The following is a 15,653-nucleotide window of genomic DNA, read 5'->3' as shown; positions in this document are numbered from 1 at the left end:
GCTGATGGCCTCACGATATCCGATGTGCTGTCGTGCTGGAATCATCGTTGCGGGTTTTACTGTTGCAAGCAAGGCTGGTGGGCTAAACAATCGGAGGGATGAGGTCCTGTTTGTGACGCTTGGGGATAGTGTCGATGCGTTCATGAACCATAGGCTCGTTGCATTGACGCTTGGTGCCGGCATCGGTGTTGTCATGCTCTTTGTCTCTCGCTTTAGCGCAAAGGCTATGACCCCCGATTCGCCGAATGCGGGACTTGCCGTCATGGCTATTTCGCTGGTTTTGAGGCTTCTTGCTGTTGCGGCGTCACTTCTTGCCTATAGACATTTCTTTCCGGAGGCGTTTGTTGTTTTTGCCATAGGTTTGGCGAGTGGCTTTATGTTTATGTTTACGGTTGAGTTACTCAAGTACGGAGGGGTTTTCGCCAAGGCTCGTCGATGGAGGAAGGAGTAGCGTGGAAGGTTTAGCTGAAAAACTTGCATCCATGTTACACAAATACTCAGTGAGACCGTTCAGTGATGCTTATGGTTCGGTTGCGCCTGGGGACCCGTTTGTCTTTACTAACTACACCTTTTTTATGGTGATAGCGGCCGTCGCCACGTTGGCGTTTTTTGTCGTTGCGGCAAAAAATCCGACACTTGTGCCTAAGGGCATCGGAAATCTCGCGGAGGCCGGAGTAGAGTTCATCCAGGGGATATGCGTTGACGCCATGGGAAAGGAGGGGAAAAAGTTCGTGCCTTTTGTAGGCACTCTGTTCTTCTTTATCCTGTTCGCCAACGTATTGGGTATGACACCAGGCACTCTACCTGCCAGTGGAACGATAGGCATTACAGCCGCCTGGGGTATATCAGTGTTCTTGCTCTATAACTACATAGGCTTCAAGAAGCATGGGTTTATCGGGTACCTGAAGAGCTTTATTCCATCAGGCATTCGTCAGATGAGTCCCGCACCGCGCCTCATCCTAGGTACTTTCATGTTCGCTCTCGAGCTTATCGGTCACTTTCTCCGGCCGCTTACGTTGGCATTGCGTCTCTATGCAAACGTTTTTGCCGGTGGTTTGATTTTGGGCATGTTTGGCATATTCATGATCTTGAGCCTGAGCGAGATATCTGCCCTCGGGGTCGTTAGTGCCGGCTTCAGCTTGATAATGCTGGTGATAATGTATGCCTTCAAGTTGTTTGTCTCGATGATCCAGGCGTACATTTTTGCAATCCTGACCTCTGTATACATCGGCGGTGCCTTGCACGCCGATGAGCACTAGGTCGGTTTATCGTGTAAGGAATAGGCGTTTCAGTGTTTGATGTTGTGGTTGCAGACCAGATGGTCTCGAAGTCAAAGGAGGAGTAATTGTGGAAGGTTTGAACGTATTGGGTGCTGGTTTGATGTACGGCCTGGCCGCCATCGGTACCACTCTTGCTATAGGCATGATTGGGAGCAAGACTGTTGAGTCGATGGCACGTCAGCCCGAAATAGCCGGCAAACTTCAGACCACGATGTTCATTGCGGTTGCTTTCGCCGAGGCGATAGGTCTCCTCGGTTTCGTTCTGGCTCTGATCCTCAGCGCAGCTTAGGGCGCACGTCGGAAAAGTTGGAGGTACTCGAGCCATGTTCGAGGAATTTGCATTTGCGGCAGAGGTAGGGGCTGAGGGCGGTTCGACGATCTCCGTCGTTCCTAGCCTGTCTGAGATGTGGCCTTCCCTTGTCGCGTTCATAATCCTGTTCGTGCTTCTGAAGAAGGTGGCATTTGCTCCTATCACCGGAATGCTTCAAAAGCGTGCCGACACCATAAAGGAGTCGCTGGAGAAGGCCGAGGAGACTAAGGTCGAGGCGGAGCGTCTGCTTGAGGAGTACAAGGTTCAACTGGCAGAGGCCAGGAGTGAGTCCGCGAGACTCGTTGAGCACAGCCGTAAGATGGCTGAGTCCATGAAGGACGACATTGTAGCCAAGGCCAACGATGAGGCCGCTCAGATAGTCGCGCGAGCTCGCGAGGCTATTGAGGCCGAGAAGCAGGCGGCTATGGCGGATCTTCAAGCCCAAGTGGCGGATATATCGGTCTCCGTTGCCGGTAAGCTAATCGGCCAGAAGCTCTCCCCCGCAGATCATGCGAAGTTGATCGAAAGGTACGTTTCGGAGGTGGGACGCTTCAATGACAACTAGCGGAGTCATCAGGGCCTATGCAAGGGCTCTATTCGACCTCGCCAGCGCCTCAGATGCAGTGGACGATGCTGACCGCAGCATGAAGGCGGTCACGGAGACCGTGCAAGGCAGCGCGGAGTTGCGGGAAGTGCTTGTGGACGACTCGGTGCCCGGTAGCAAGAAACGTGAAATCATCGCGGATCTCTTTTCCGGGGCGGACTCTCCTGAGGCAATAGCTATTGCTGCTTTGGTCATAGAGCGCGGCTCTGTCCGGCAGCTTGCTGAGGTCTACGCCGCCTTTAGCGAGATAGCCGAGGCGGAGCGCGGCATCGTTGTCGCGGAGGTCATCACGGCAGTTCCCATTACAGATTCGACCCGTGAGCTGCTAAAAGACAAGCTTTCGGCTGCGCTCGGCAAGCCTGTGTCGCTGCGCGAGAATATAGATGATTCAATTTTGGGCGGTATCCGCATTAATGTGGCGGGCCGGGTACTCGATGGTACCTTGCTCTCCCAACTGGATGAGATGCGCGCCGTTCTTTCTAGAGCACCTCAGGGAGGTGAGGCGTAAGTGGTAGAGATCAGCTCAAATGCAATAGCCGAGGTTCTCAAGAAGCAACTCGAGTCATTCCGGCCCGAGCTTGATGTCCGCGAAGTCGGCGAAGTCTTGCAAGTTGGCGATGGAATCGCCACAGTTGACGGCCTTAAGGGCGCGATGGCGGGCGAGCTTCTGGAGTTTTCGGGAGCGGGCGGCACCGTGCTCGGTATGGCGCTGAACCTGGATGAAACCAAGATAGGCGCCGTGCTGCTCGGAGATATAACCGCTATCGGTGCGAACGATACGGTAAGGACTACTGGCCGCGTGGTTGAGGTGCCGTCCGGAAAGGCGATGCTCGGTCGGATCGTCAACCCGCTGGGTATTCCCATCGACGGGAAAGGGCCGATCGCCGCTGAAGGGCATCGCCCAGTGGAGTTTCGCGCCCCTGGTGTCGTTGAGCGCAAGCCCGTTCACGAACCTATGCAGACCGGAATTATGGCTATCGATGCCATGATCCCAATCGGGCGTGGACAGCGCGAGCTTATTATCGGCGACCGCCAGACCGGCAAGACCGCCGTGGCTGTCGACACGATTATCAATCAGAGGGGCAAGGACGTAATCTGTATCTATGTGGCTATAGGTCAGAAGGCTTCCACTGTCGCGGGTGTCGTCGAGACGCTTGCCGAGCACGATGCCATGGACTACACGGTTGTGGTGGCCGCAAACGCCTCGGATCCCGCACCTCTGCAGTACATCGCGCCTATGGCCGGCTGTGCCATCGGCGAGTACTTCATGTATAACGGCGAGGACGGTAAGCCGGCTGGCAAGGATAACCCCGGTCGTCACGTTTTGTGTATCTATGACGACCTTTCCAAGCAGGCCGTAGCTTACAGGCAGATGTCTTTGACTCTCCGTCGTCCTCCGGGTCGTGAAGCTTATCCAGGTGATATCTTCTACCTGCACAGTCGTCTGCTGGAGCGGGCGGTAAAGCTAAACGACGATAATGGAGCAGGCTCCCTGACGGCACTGCCTGTCATTGAGACGCAGGCGGGTGACGTTTCCGCGTACATCCCGACCAATGTTATCTCCATCACCGACGGACAGATATTTTTGCAGTCCGACCTGTTTTTCCAGGGGATTCGGCCCGCGATCAACGTCGGTATCTCGGTATCCCGAGTTGGAGGTAACGCGCAGATCAAGGCAATGAAGCAGGTAGCTGGTTCATTGAGGCTGGATCTAGCTTCTTACCGGGAGCTGGCCGCGTTCGCTCAATTCGGCTCGGATCTCGACAAGGCAACCCAGTCCACACTGAACCGTGGGGCGCGTCTGGTGGAGCTCCTCAAGCAGGGTCAATATGTCCCATACCCTGTTGAGCGGCAGGTAATCGCGATTTTTGCGGGAACCAAAGGCTACCTCGACGATGTACCGGTGGAGCGCGTTCTTGCCTTCAGGGACGGACTCATCGACTTCGTTCAGTCAGTTCATCCCGAGATAGGACAGTCCATAGTTTCGGAAGGCCTACTCTCCGAGGAGACCTCCGCGAAGCTGGGGAAGGCCATTGAAGAGTTCAAGGCCCAGTTCTTGGCTGGAAGCTAGGGGCTGATATGCCAAACCTTCGCGATATCAAGAAGCGCATCGTCAGCGTGCACTCCACCCGCCAGATCACGCGCACCATGGAGATGGTGGCTACCGCCAAGATCAAGAAGGCACAGGAGCGCATTGAAGCGGCAAGGCCATATGCACTTTCGATGATGGAAGTATTGGGTAATGTCGCTCGGTACGCGAAAGATGTTGAGCATCCCCTGTTGGTGGTGCGCGAGGAGACTCAGAAAGTGGCAGTGATAGCCGTTGCCTCGGATCGTGGACTGGCGGGCGCGCTCAATAGCAACATCCTTCGGATGACCGAAAAGTTCATTGCGGAGAAACGGGCCCAGGGGGTTCCGGTAGACCTCATTACCGTAGGCAAAAAAGCGGGAGCGTACTTCCGCTACAGGGGAATCGAGCCTGCGGCGGCTTATCGCGATATCTCGGACAAGCCAACGTTCCTGGACGCCAAGTCGATCGCCTCACATGTGGTTCCTGCATACTCGGCAGGTGAGCTCGATGAAGTTGTTATCATCTTTAACCGCTTCAAAAATGTTGCGGAGCAGATACCCGAAGAGCACCGGCTACTTCCCGTGAGGGCGACGCTCCTCGAGGAAGTCGCTGAGGGCTCGGACGTTAGAGCCGAGTATATATTTGAACCCGATGCGCGTTCGGTTTTGGAGAACCTGTTGCCGACATACATTGAGACACTTATCTATCGAGCATTGATGGAATCGGCCGCCTCGGAGCACGGGGCACGCCGTAAAGCCATGAAGTCTGCGACTGACAACGCCAGCGACATGATCGGTAGCCTTACGCGCTCGTACAACAGGGCCCGTCAGGCCGCGATCACCACGGAGATCGCTGAAATCGTCGGTGGCGCGGCGGCCCTGGAAGATTAGATGAAAACGAAAGTGGAGGACACGCCCATGAATGTTGGACGTATCGTTCGTGTGGTCGGTCCGGTCCTGGACGTAGAGTTCCCGGCCGATTCGATCCCGGCGATCTATCATGCGTTGAAAGTGGATGCACAAACACCGATCGGCCATGTAAGTGTCGTGGCCGAAGTGCAGCAGCATCTCCCGGGCAACCAGGTACGCGCGGTGGCGATGTCTTCCACCGATGGCCTGCAGCGCGGCATCGAAGCGGTGGATACCGGCGCGCCGATGCAGATGCCCGTGGGTCCATCGACTCTTGGCCGCATCTGGAACGTGGTTGGTGAGCCCATCGACGGCAAACCGATGCCCGAGGTAGAGGACTACTACCCGATCCACCGTCCGGCACCGGCCTTCGATGACCTCGAGCCCAAGACCGAGATTTTCGAGACAGGGATCAAGGTCGTGGACCTGCTAGAGCCCTACATCAAAGGTGGTAAAACCGGCTTGTTTGGTGGTGCTGGTGTTGGTAAGACCGTTATTATCATGGAGCTGATCAACAACCTTGCGCAGGCTCACGGCGGTACATCCGTGTTCACTGGCGTTGGTGAGCGCACCCGTGAAGGAACCGATCTTTGGCTTGAGATGAGCGAGTCGGGAGTCATCGAGAAGACCGCGTTGATCTACGGTCAGATGAACGAGCCTCCGGGAGCTCGCTTGCGTGTCGGGCTTGCCGGACTGACATCCGCCGAGTACTTCCGTGATCAGGGCCAGGATGTCCTGCTCTTTATCGACAACATCTTCCGGTTTACGCAGGCCGGCTCCGAGGTCTCCGCGCTTCTCGGCAGGATGCCTTCTGCGGTAGGCTATCAGCCCACCTTGGCCACGGAGATGGGTGATCTGCAGGAGCGTATCACCTCGACTAAGACAGGCTCTATCACTTCGGTGCAGGCGATCTATGTTCCTGCGGATGACCTTACCGACCCTGCTCCCGCAACGGCCTTTACCCACCTTGACGCTACGACAGTACTCTCCCGCTCCATTGCGGAGCTCGGAATCTATCCGGCCGTCGATCCTCTGGCAAGCACATCGAGGGCACTGACTCCCGACGTGGTTGGAGCCGAGCACTATCGCGTGGCTCGTGAGGTTCAAAGGGTGCTTCAGCGCTACAAAGATCTGCAGGACATCATTGCGATTCTCGGAATGGACGAGCTATCCGAGGAGGACAAGCTCACTGTGGCGCGCGCAAGAAAGATGCAGCAGTTCCTCTCACAGCCATTCTTCGTTGCCGAGCAATTCACCGGAATGGCCGGCAAGTATGTTAAACTCGAGGACACTATTCGGGGCTTTGACATGATAGCCAAGGGCGAGTGCGACGATATCCCGGAGCAGGCATTTCGTTATGTTGGCGGGATAGAAGAGGTTTTTGAAGCTGCCGAGAAAATGAAGGCTACGGCCTGACGGGGAGGCGCAATGGAACGTACTCTCCTATGTGAGATTGTCACCCCGGAGCGGATCGTCTACGCCGGCGAGGTGAGAATGGTTATAGTGCCGACCATCGACGGTGAGATCGGCATATTGCCGCTGCATGCCCCTCTTGTCAGTGCGCTCAAGCCCGGCGAGATTAGGCTTCGTTACCCTAACGATGATGTTGAGTGGTTCGCTGTTTCGGGCGGCTACATACAGGTCTATAACGACAAGGTTATTATCCTTGCGGACCAGGCGATTCTGGCTTCTCAGATCGATGTAGATCACGTTCGACAAAGCCTAGAATTCACACAGCGTCGCCTTGATGAGCTGCCGGAGGCAGGCTCGCTCGAGTTTGACTCCTGCCAAGGTGACCTGAAGTGGTGTCAGCTACAGATTGATGTTGGTCGTAAGCAGCGCAGTTAGTGTAATTTTGGTGAAGATTGCTTAAGTAGCGACCAATCGGGTCGCTACTTTCGTATAATGAAGAGTGCAGACTAATTAATTTGCTATTTGCACGCAACCAGGAGAATGGAATCCGATGGCTCGAATACTGTTTGTAGCTCCTCCCTACCGATGCTGGGGAGTTCAAGTTATCGGTACCTGGCCACCCTTGCAGCTTGCATACATTGCGGGTGTTGCGTTGGACTCTGGTCATGAGGCTCGAATACTGGATGCGATGAACAAGGGCTACACCTTCGATGATGTCAAAAGGGAGATCGAAGGCTATCGCCCGGACTTTGTTATTACCCTCGACTACCTTCCTGTCTCCGGAGCCATCAGCACAGCGAGCGTTCCGGCAGCGCTTCAGACGTTAGCCATAGCCAAAGAGGTAAACCCCGAGGTGGTCACACTCATCGGCGGCCCTCATCCAACCTTTATGTATGAGGAGATATTTGCCGATCCCGACAATCGTGTGGACTTTGTCTTGCGCGGGGAGCTCGAAGAAACGTTTCGCGAGCTTATTCCAGCGGTCATCGAGGGTCGCTACGCCGAGGTTGCCGGTATCGCATATCGTGATGGCGACGGAGTGGTTGCTACGCAGATGCGGCCGCATATAGCTGACCTGGATACGCTGTCGCCGGCGTGGCATCTTCTGGATTGGAACGACTATCACTACAACATCGACCCCTGGGGTCGCATGGCTTCTATATTGACGACTCGGGGTTGCATGATGGCATGCTCCTTCTGCTCCCACAAGATGTTTTGGAGAGACGATTGGCGTGCGCGGGATCCCGAGAAGGTCGTCGATGAGATACGCCATCTCGTCGACGAGTACAAAGTCGAGTTCATCACGTTGATCGATCCTTACCCGACGCACGACAGGGAGCGGTGGGAAAGGCAGCTCGACTTGATTATCGAAGCCAAGATAGATGTGCACCTTCTTATGGAGACTCGTGTAGAAGATATCATCCGGGATGAGGACATCCTTCACAAATACTGTGAAGCAGGGATCATCCACATGTACCTTGGCGCGGAAAGCAGCTCCGATGAGATGCTTGCCAGCCTGAATAAGGGCACAGACGTGGATATGAACAAAAAAGCGATAGACTTGCTGCGCGAGCATGACATAATGACCGAGGCGTCGTTCATGATCGGCTTTCCGAATGAGACTCTGGAGAGCATAGACAAGACGGTGGCCGAAGCTATGCGGTTGAATCCGGATATCGCCGTCTTTCCGGTGATCACGCCTATGCCATTTACCAAGTTGCATGAAGACACAAAAGACCGAATACGCGTATTTGACTGGTCGAAATATAATCTTATAACGCCGATAATCGAACCGTATGAGATGTCCTTGGAGGATGTCTACCGCGCACTGGCCAAGTGCTATATGACGTTTTACCGCATGAAGATGACCGAGGTTTTTGCGATGAAAGATGGCTTCAAGAGGCGTTATATGATTAGCGCCTTCGAGCAGATGATGAAAGACTACGGCGAGCACTTTGATTTTCTCGGCGAGATGCCACATGGGATGCCGAAGTTCGGCGGACGGAAGTAGTTGACCCCCTAGCGCAGATTCGTTGAGCAGCAAGGGGGTAGACCATGCGGGATGAAACTATGACAGCCGAGGAAGTGAGGGAGCGCGTACGCGCCCTCGTAGAGTCGCGTGACTGGCTTGCGGTGCGTCGCCTGATGTCCGATACCTCGGTACCGGAGATCGCTGACCTGCTTCTCAGCATCGAAATGCCCGAGAGGCTTTTAGTATTTCGCCTTCTGTCGCGCGACACATCCAACGAGGTGTTTTCCTACCTCGACGGCCCGGATCAGGATGTCATCCTCGGCGGGCTGACTGATCGCGAAACCAGACGACTCCTTGCAGCAATGGCGCCGGATGACAGAACCGAGCTCCTTGAGGAGCTGCCCGGGGAGATCACCCAGAAGCTGTTGAACCTTCTGGCTGCAGACGATCTCGCGGAGGTTCGTCAGTTGCTTGGCTATCCGGAGGAAAGCGTTGGCCGTCTGACCACTACCGACTATCTGGCCATTCGCCCGGCGTGGACCGTGGCTCAGGCCCTCGATCACATCCGCAAGCGCGGTCGTGACTCCGAGACGCTCGATGTGCTTTACGTGACCGATCGAGCCTGGCACCTGACGGGCGTGTGCGAGCTTAGGACGTTGATACTCGCCGAGCCGGAGATGCTCGTCGGTGACATTATGGAGCCGGTGCACGCTACGCTTTCCGCCTTCGACGACCAGGAAGAGGCGGTCCGCAAGCTGCAGCGCCACGACGAGGTTGCCTTGCCGGTTGTGGATTCGGCAGGCGTACTGATCGGTATCGTTACTTCAGACGACCTGTTTGATGTTTTGGAAGAAGAGGTCACAGAAGACGTGCACCGCACCGCTTCGGTGGCGCCGCTACGCCAGAGCTATCGACGGTTGAGCGGGTTTGAGCTATACCGAAAAAGGATCGGCTGGCTGGCGTTTTTGCTATTCGTGAACTTGTTTTCTTCTTCGATAGTCGCAAGCTATGCCGAGATGCTCGAAGAGGTCATCGCGCTGGCGTTTTTCATCCCGATGCTGATCGCGTCGGGAGGCAATACCGGCTCGCAATCGGCGATGCTTATGGTTCGTGCGCTTGTGACTAACGACATCGCCATAGGACAGTGGTTCACGACGTTTATAAAAGAGATCGGAATAGGTCTGATGCTCGGAGTGACTCTTGCGGCCGGCGCCTACTTCCTCGGAGTGTTTCATGGTGACCCCATGATAGGCCTCGTGGTTGCCCTTTCGATGGCTGCGATCGTGCTTGTCGCCAATCTGATGGGAATGTCCCTGCCGTTCATCTTCACCCGGGCCGGGATGGATCCCGCCATGGCGTCAAGCCCGATGATCACCTCTTTTGTCGATGTCACGGGATTGCTCATCTACTTCTTTGTTGCGTCGTCGTTGCTCGGAATGGGCTAGTCAAGACCGCCGGCCGCCGGCCATCTCTGAATTGAAAGCCGAGGCCAAATGCCACAGCAACCGCGCACTATAGAGGAGATACTGCCGAAAAAGGCTGTCGTCTTGGGGCCTATGGCGGGTATTACCGACGCGCCATTTCGAGCCATCTGTAAAAAGCTCGGCGCATCCCTTACCTATACGGAGATGGTCAGTGCGAAGGGGCTTCACTACAATCCGCAGTCACGGGTATCGAACTCTCTTCTGACAGTAGCCGACCAGGAGGAGTACTGCGCGGTGCAGCTTTTCGGCGCGGAGACCGAAATATTGGCCGAGCAAGCCGCCGGCGTTGTCGAGCGGCTCGGCACACAGCTCGCGCTTATCGACATAAACATGGGCTGCCCCGTAAAGAAGGTAGTCAGCAAGGGCGAGGGCTGCGCTTTGATGTGCGACCCGGATTTGGCGGCGCGAATCGCTGGCAGCGTGGTAGGGGCGTGCAAGGTTCCCGTAACGGTGAAGTTTCGCTCAGGTTGGGACGCATCCTCGATCAACGCGGTGGACTTCGCCCGCCTGATGGAGTCGGTAGGGGTTGCGGCTGTCACTGTACATGCGAGAACCAGGGGTCAGTTTTACCAGGGACACGCCGATTGGAATCTGATCGCGGAGGTAAAGCAAGCTGTGCGGATTCCGGTTGTGGGTAGCGGCGATGTTTTCTCGGCGGATGATGTGGTGGCGATGTTCGAGCGAACTGGCGTCGATGCTGTGATGGTCGCGCGCGGCGCAAGGGGCAATCCGTGGCTCTTTCGCGAGGCACGGTCGTTACTGGATTTCGCCGAGAGGCTCGATCCGCCATCGCCGCTTGAGAGAGTGGATGTGGCGCGGGAGCATGTGGCCTCGGCGGTGAGGGCGGCGGGCGATGCGGCGGTGCTTCGGATGCGCAAGCATGTGGCCTGGTATATCTTTGGCTTGCCTGGCGCCAGGCAACTTCGTCACGAGCTCAATGTTGTCAAAAGCCCTCTCGATATCGACCGGTTACTCCTGGAGTATCGGGCATCTCTGGCGAATCAGGCTCAGCGAGGTAGAGGCTTATGACAGAGGAAGATAAAAACACAGATAAAGCTTTCGCGCATCACCGCCGAAAGGCGTTTCCCACATGGCTCAAGCGCCCGCTTGGCATCCCTGGTAAAGCGAGTATGGTCGAGGAAACGTTGGGTGACCTGAAGCTGAACACGGTATGCCACTCTGCAAAGTGCCCGAACCGGGCCGAGTGCTTCTCGGCAGGGACTGCGACCTTCCTGGTGATGGGCGATTCGTGCACCCGTAGCTGCAGCTTTTGCGCAGTGACTTCCCGGCGGCCTGAATCTCTCGATCCCGAGGAGCCGCTTCGAGTTGCAAAGGCCGCTAAGAGGATGCGGCTCGCGCATGTTGTCGTTACCATGGTCTCGCGCGATGATCTGCCCGATGGGGGAGCGGCTCACCTTGCAGGGGTCATCGATTCTCTGCGCCAAGCCGTGCCTTCAGCCACAGTTGAGGTGCTCACCAGCGATTTTCTCGGCGATCTCGCTTCGGTAAGGACAGTTGTTGGCGCCGAGCCGGACATTTTCGCGCACAACGTTGAGACCGTTCCTCGCCTGTACCCGGCTATTCGACCAAAAGCGCGATACGATCGCTCGCTTGAGGTTCTCGAGCATGCGGTCGCTGTATCCTCGGGTTCGATGAAGACGAAGTCCGGCCTTATGCTGGGATTGGGAGAGACCATCGATGAGACCCTGACAGTCTTGCGGGACCTGCGCTCGAAGGGGGTTTCGGTTGTGACCATCGGACAGTACCTTCAGCCGAGTGCGCGGCATTTTGTACCCGATCGATTTGTCGAGCCCGAGGTGTTCGATCTCTTGCGGGCCGAGGCGCAGCTTATGGGCTTTTCCGCTGTGGCTAGCGCTCCTTTTGTGCGCTCGAGCTATCGAGCCGGGGCGCTATTGTGAGGTAAGCCTTCTACTGAGACTCACGTTTGCGCTTGGTGTCCGCCTTGATGGCAAGAAGTACGATTGTAACTGCGGCCAAAACCGCCCCGACCACAAGCGGGAAGAGTATCCCTCTGTGTTCTTGAGGCGCGCCGTCCGCAGCGAGCGAGCCGTCGATATTATCGGCCGGAGCGTAACCCACCCTGAGCTCAAAGGTGTCTCCTGCCGCTACATCGCGGTACTCCCTGTAGAAGACGATCTTGTTGTCCCCGGCTCGCCCGGCCAGAATATTTGCTGGCCCGGTCGTCATAGTTGATCCGGGAGGCACGACTATTCCCAGGCGGACAACGGGAAGCGCAGTTGGCGCTTGCCACTCGACCATCGCTTCGGTGAAGCCCTCTTGCGGCGTCACTTTCCCGCCAGCTTCTATCTCCAGCTGCAGGGTTCTAGATTGAGTGAGTACCGCGCGAAAGGTCTCGAAGCTGTCGTTATACGGTATCCTGCGGTACTGTACCCAGGGGTTGTTCTCCAGTGCTCCGCCGAGAACCTCGCCAGCCCACAAGATCTCTCTTCCGACAGGAACCATTACGTCGACCTCGGCCGGCAAAGGGGCGTTTTCCGGCAGAATCGCAGTCACAAACAGTAGCCCATCAGGGAAGTTCTCCAGAGCGGTATCGAGACTCACATTCACCTCTTGCACTGCGACCGGGGCCGCGGATGCTGGATGGGGAAAGTGGAGTGCGCATATCGCTAGAGTGATTGATAATATTGCAGTAAGTGATGCGGTTTGGATAGATTTCATTTTTGTGGGCGCCTTACACTTGGTTTTGACTTGGGCTCGCAACAGTTTAGCATGCGTGGTTTTTGTTGAGCACTCTAAAAGATGCCGACCTTGCGCCTGCGGGACACTGATCAATTTGAGCAACATGGGTACGAAGGGGACGCTATGGACAGTGTGGACGAGTTGGATATTTACGAAGCGGAAAAGCGACTTGCCTTGTATAACGAGTACCGTGACGCAGCTCGTGTTTTCAGCTACTACGTTGAAACCGAGCTTAGGGCTTACCTTGCCAATGAAGTGGAGGTAGAGCCGGTTGCCGGTCCAGGAGGCGTGTACTTCAAGGTGACTCTGGCCGATGTCTGGATATACGAGGCCGAGCGAATCAATCGCTTCGTCTCTCAGACTGTGATTTATTCAGTAGGCGACGTGCACGTACAGAGGCTCAGATCTGATGGAGAGTGAGGGCCCCTTGGTACATCACCCCGCGGAGTTGCCTTCAGAGGAGAAATCGGCGGCCTTACGCATAGACGCGCTACGCGAGGAGATTGAGCGTCACAATCACCTCTATTACGGCCTGGACGCTCCTGAGATCAGCGATTCCGCCTACGATGATCTGGTTGCGGAGCTAAAAAGGCTCGAAGAGCAGTTTCCGCAGCTTATCTCGGCAGATTCACCCACTGCCACGGTAGGCGCAGGTCACGCGAGGCTCTTTGAGCAGGTGCAGCACTCCAGGCGGATGTACTCCCTGGACAACGCGATGGATATCGCAGAGCTTACCAAGTGGCTGGCCAGGATCAGGGAGTCTGTCTCGGCGAGCTCATGCGCATTTGTTTGTGAGCTGAAGATCGATGGATCATCTGTCGCATTGACGTACTCCGATGGGGCGTTGAGGCGCGCCGCCACGAGGGGCGACGGCCTTACAGGCGAAGATGTAACAGCGAACTTGCGGACGATTGATGACGTTCCGGAGAGACTTGCGCTGCACGGCGCCGCGGACGTCGAGGTGCGCGCCGAGGTTTTCATGCCGCTCGCCAGCTTTGAGCGGTTGAACCTCGAGCAAGAAAAAGCCGGAGCGCCGCTTTTCGCCAATCCCCGAAACGCGGCAGCCGGGTCGCTCAGGCAGAAGGATCCGCGGGTCACCGCCTCTCGCGAGCTGGCGACATACGCCTACGGAATCGCCGATCCTGCGGTCTTGGGGCTGAAGCGCCAAAGCGAGGTTCTCGGCTGGCTTGAGAGGGCGGGACTCAAGGTCAATCCGGAGACTCGCGCCTGTGCGGATGAGGCTGCCGTATACGAGTACTGTGAAGCGGCGCTGGCCAGACGCCATGAGCTTCCATACGAGATCGATGGCGTGGTCGTCAAAGTTGACGAACTCGCCGTCCAGGAGCGACTCGGCTATACAAGCAAAGCCCCTCGATGGGCGATCGCGTACAAGTTCCCTCCTGAGGAAAAGACTTCGATATTGCGAGATATTCGCGTGCAGGTCGGCAGGACAGGGGCGCTGACGCCCTTGGCCGAGTTCGATCCGGTAAAGGTTGCTGGATCCACGATTGCAAGAGCGACGTTACACAATATCGACGAGATCAGGCGTAAGGATGTTCGCATCGGGGATACCATAATCGTGCGCAAGGCCGGCGATGTGATTCCCGAGGTGGTCGGACCGATATTGGGCATGAGGCCTCCGGAGGCCGAAGAGTGGCAGATGCCGGAGAAGTGCCCCAGTTGCGCCGGCCAGATATGGAAGCCGGAAGGGGAGGTGGTCAGCCGTTGCATCAACGCGAGCTGCCCCGCACAAAGATTCGAGAAGCTGGCGCACTGGACCTCCCGAGCGGCAATGGACATCGACGGCATGGGAAGCGAGATCATCGCACGCCTGATTGCCGAGGACCTTGTTCACGACGTCAGCGACTTCTATCGCCTGAGCTTCGAGCAGCTCGCCGCTTTGGATATGGGCCGCACAAAGAAAGACGGCTCTGCCGTAACGCTCGGCCCGGTCATGGCGGAAAAACTCATGGCAGCCATAGATGACTCCCGCATGAGGCCTCTGTCAAGGGTGCTTGTCGGTCTCGGGATTCGGCATGTCGGCGTTACAGTCGCCGAGTCGCTCGCGCAGCGGTTCAGATCTATCGAGGCTCTCGAAGATGCGCTTGCCGCCGAGAAGAGCGGCCCGTCCGGCAACGTCGAGCAACCCGTTGTCCACGACCCGATCGCTGACATCGAGGGCGTGGGTCCTGTGATTGCATCGAGTGTCCGAGCGTTCTTTTCGAACCCCGAGAATGTGGCGATCGTAAGCAACTTGCGCAGCTTCCGGGTTAGAATGGAGGAGGAAGCGGCAGAGCCTAAGGGTCAAGGCACGCTCTCCGGTCTTACCTTCGTGCTCACTGGAACACTGGAGGGCATGAAGAGGTCGGAGGCCGCGGCTCGGCTCAAAGCGCTTGGAGCCAGGGTGACCGACTCCGTTAGCGCGGGGACCTCATACTTGGTGGCCGGCGATAATGCCGGAAGCAAGCTGGACAAAGCAAGAAAGCTTGGTGTGCCGGTTATAGATGAGAGTGCCCTGATTGAGATTCTTGAGACAGGCGAAGCTCCGAAACCCGAAGCTTTTTGAGAGGATAAGGTATGGCGATTTCAGAAAAACAAGTGCGTCACGTGGCCTTGCTGGCGCGAGTCGCTCTAACGGATGAGCAGGTCAAGAGTTTTGCTCAAGACCTCAACTCCATTCTCGGCCACGTGGACTCGATTCAGCAGCTCGATCTCGACGGCGTAAAGCCCACAGCGCACCCGCTTGACTCGATCAACGTCATGCGCGCCGACGAGGTGCGTCCCGGTCTCTCGCGTGAGCAGGCGCTAAAAAACGCTCCCGACACAGATGGGGTCGCGTTCGTCATTCCGCGCATCATTGGCCCGGGCGGTGAAGCGTGAGACTCGACGA

General features: G+C 56.5%; 17 protein-coding genes. 16 read left to right on the top strand and 1 reads right to left on the bottom strand.

Translation table 11 applies throughout. The annotated features are described in order from the left end of the window. The first annotated feature begins 4 nt into the window (after nucleotides 1-4). The 13 genes from KGZ89_03380 (at nucleotide 5) to lipA (ending at nucleotide 11,961) form a co-directional block, all read left to right on the top strand. Complete coding sequence (locus KGZ89_03380; GenBank protein MBS3973891.1) at nucleotides 5-451, top strand: hypothetical protein; 447 nt, start codon at nucleotides 5-7, stop codon at nucleotides 449-451. Between the two features lies 1 nt (nucleotide 452). Then, entirely contained in the window at nucleotides 453-1,259 is an 807-nt protein-coding gene (atpB, locus tag KGZ89_03375) for a F0F1 ATP synthase subunit A (protein ID MBS3973890.1), read from the top strand. Between the two features lie 85 nt (nucleotides 1,260-1,344). Continuing rightward, a complete protein-coding gene (atpE, locus tag KGZ89_03370; GenBank protein MBS3973889.1) occupies nucleotides 1,345-1,569 on the top strand; it encodes a F0F1 ATP synthase subunit C in 225 nt (74 codons plus the stop codon). Between the two features lie 34 nt (nucleotides 1,570-1,603). Beyond that, the gene (gene atpF / locus KGZ89_03365; GenBank protein MBS3973888.1) at nucleotides 1,604-2,155 is read left to right on the top strand and encodes a F0F1 ATP synthase subunit B; all 552 of its coding nucleotides are present in this window, start codon (nucleotides 1,604-1,606) and stop codon (nucleotides 2,153-2,155) included. Further along, nucleotides 2,145-2,702 carry an ATP synthase F1 subunit delta gene (atpH, locus tag KGZ89_03360; protein MBS3973887.1) on the top strand — a complete coding sequence of 186 codons (558 nt, stop codon included), beginning with the start codon at nucleotides 2,145-2,147 and terminating at the stop codon, nucleotides 2,700-2,702. The genes atpF and atpH overlap by 11 nt, the downstream gene beginning before the upstream one ends. Continuing rightward, nucleotides 2,703-4,265 carry a F0F1 ATP synthase subunit alpha gene (gene atpA, locus KGZ89_03355; GenBank protein ID MBS3973886.1) on the top strand — a complete coding sequence of 521 codons (1,563 nt, stop codon included), beginning with the start codon at nucleotides 2,703-2,705 and terminating at the stop codon, nucleotides 4,263-4,265. 8 nt (nucleotides 4,266-4,273) lie between these two features. Then, entirely contained in the window at nucleotides 4,274-5,155 is an 882-nt protein-coding gene (gene atpG / locus KGZ89_03350) for an ATP synthase F1 subunit gamma (GenBank protein MBS3973885.1), read from the top strand. After that, nucleotides 5,156-6,589 carry a F0F1 ATP synthase subunit beta gene (gene atpD, locus KGZ89_03345; protein ID MBS3973884.1) on the top strand — a complete coding sequence of 478 codons (1,434 nt, stop codon included), beginning with the start codon at nucleotides 5,156-5,158 and terminating at the stop codon, nucleotides 6,587-6,589. Between the two features lie 12 nt (nucleotides 6,590-6,601). Beyond that, a complete protein-coding gene (gene atpC, locus KGZ89_03340; GenBank protein ID MBS3973883.1) occupies nucleotides 6,602-7,021 on the top strand; it encodes an ATP synthase F1 subunit epsilon in 420 nt (139 codons plus the stop codon). A 115-nt stretch (nucleotides 7,022-7,136) separates the two neighbouring features. Beyond that, nucleotides 7,137-8,597: a radical SAM protein gene (locus KGZ89_03335; protein MBS3973882.1), complete on the top strand. Its 1,461-nt coding sequence runs from the start codon at nucleotides 7,137-7,139 to the stop codon at nucleotides 8,595-8,597. 59 nt (nucleotides 8,598-8,656) lie between these two features. After that, nucleotides 8,657-10,003, top strand: a complete 1,347-nt coding sequence (gene mgtE, locus KGZ89_03330; protein MBS3973881.1) for a magnesium transporter — start codon at nucleotides 8,657-8,659, stop codon at nucleotides 10,001-10,003. 48 nt (nucleotides 10,004-10,051) lie between these two features. Continuing rightward, nucleotides 10,052-11,071: a tRNA dihydrouridine synthase DusB gene (gene dusB / locus KGZ89_03325; GenBank protein MBS3973880.1), complete on the top strand. Its 1,020-nt coding sequence runs from the start codon at nucleotides 10,052-10,054 to the stop codon at nucleotides 11,069-11,071. Next, complete coding sequence (gene lipA / locus KGZ89_03320; GenBank protein ID MBS3973879.1) at nucleotides 11,068-11,961, top strand: lipoyl synthase; 894 nt, start codon at nucleotides 11,068-11,070, stop codon at nucleotides 11,959-11,961. Before dusB ends, lipA begins: the two co-directional genes overlap by 4 nt. 10 nt (nucleotides 11,962-11,971) lie before the next feature. Here the strand turns inward: lipA and KGZ89_03315 are convergent, their stop codons facing one another. Further along, a complete protein-coding gene (locus KGZ89_03315; GenBank protein MBS3973878.1) occupies nucleotides 11,972-12,625 on the bottom strand; it encodes a hypothetical protein in 654 nt (217 codons plus the stop codon). A 261-nt stretch (nucleotides 12,626-12,886) separates the two neighbouring features. Here KGZ89_03315 and KGZ89_03310 point away from each other — a divergent pair, with 261 nt between their 5' ends. Genes KGZ89_03310 through gatC form a run of 3 tightly spaced genes read left to right on the top strand, consistent with a single transcriptional unit; the run spans nucleotide 12,887 to nucleotide 15,643 of the window. Further along, nucleotides 12,887-13,183, top strand: coding sequence for a DUF2469 family protein (locus tag KGZ89_03310; protein ID MBS3973877.1), 297 nt, complete (start codon nucleotides 12,887-12,889; stop codon nucleotides 13,181-13,183). After that, nucleotides 13,173-15,329 (top strand): NAD-dependent DNA ligase LigA, encoded by a 2,157-nt coding sequence (gene ligA / locus KGZ89_03305; protein MBS3973876.1) that lies wholly within the window; start codon nucleotides 13,173-13,175, stop codon nucleotides 15,327-15,329. The genes KGZ89_03310 and ligA overlap by 11 nt, the downstream gene beginning before the upstream one ends. An 11-nt stretch (nucleotides 15,330-15,340) precedes the next feature. Further along, nucleotides 15,341-15,643 (top strand): Asp-tRNA(Asn)/Glu-tRNA(Gln) amidotransferase subunit GatC, encoded by a 303-nt coding sequence (gene gatC / locus KGZ89_03300; GenBank protein ID MBS3973875.1) that lies wholly within the window; start codon nucleotides 15,341-15,343, stop codon nucleotides 15,641-15,643. Nucleotides 15,644-15,653: the final 10 nt, after the last annotated feature.

Source organism: Actinomycetota bacterium, assembly GCA_018334075.1.
In the GTDB taxonomy this organism is placed as follows: Bacteria; Actinomycetota; Coriobacteriia; order Anaerosomatales; family UBA912; genus JAGXSC01.
The sequence above is the reverse complement of the archived record's forward strand: the minus strand, read 5'-3'. Positions and strand labels throughout refer to the sequence as shown.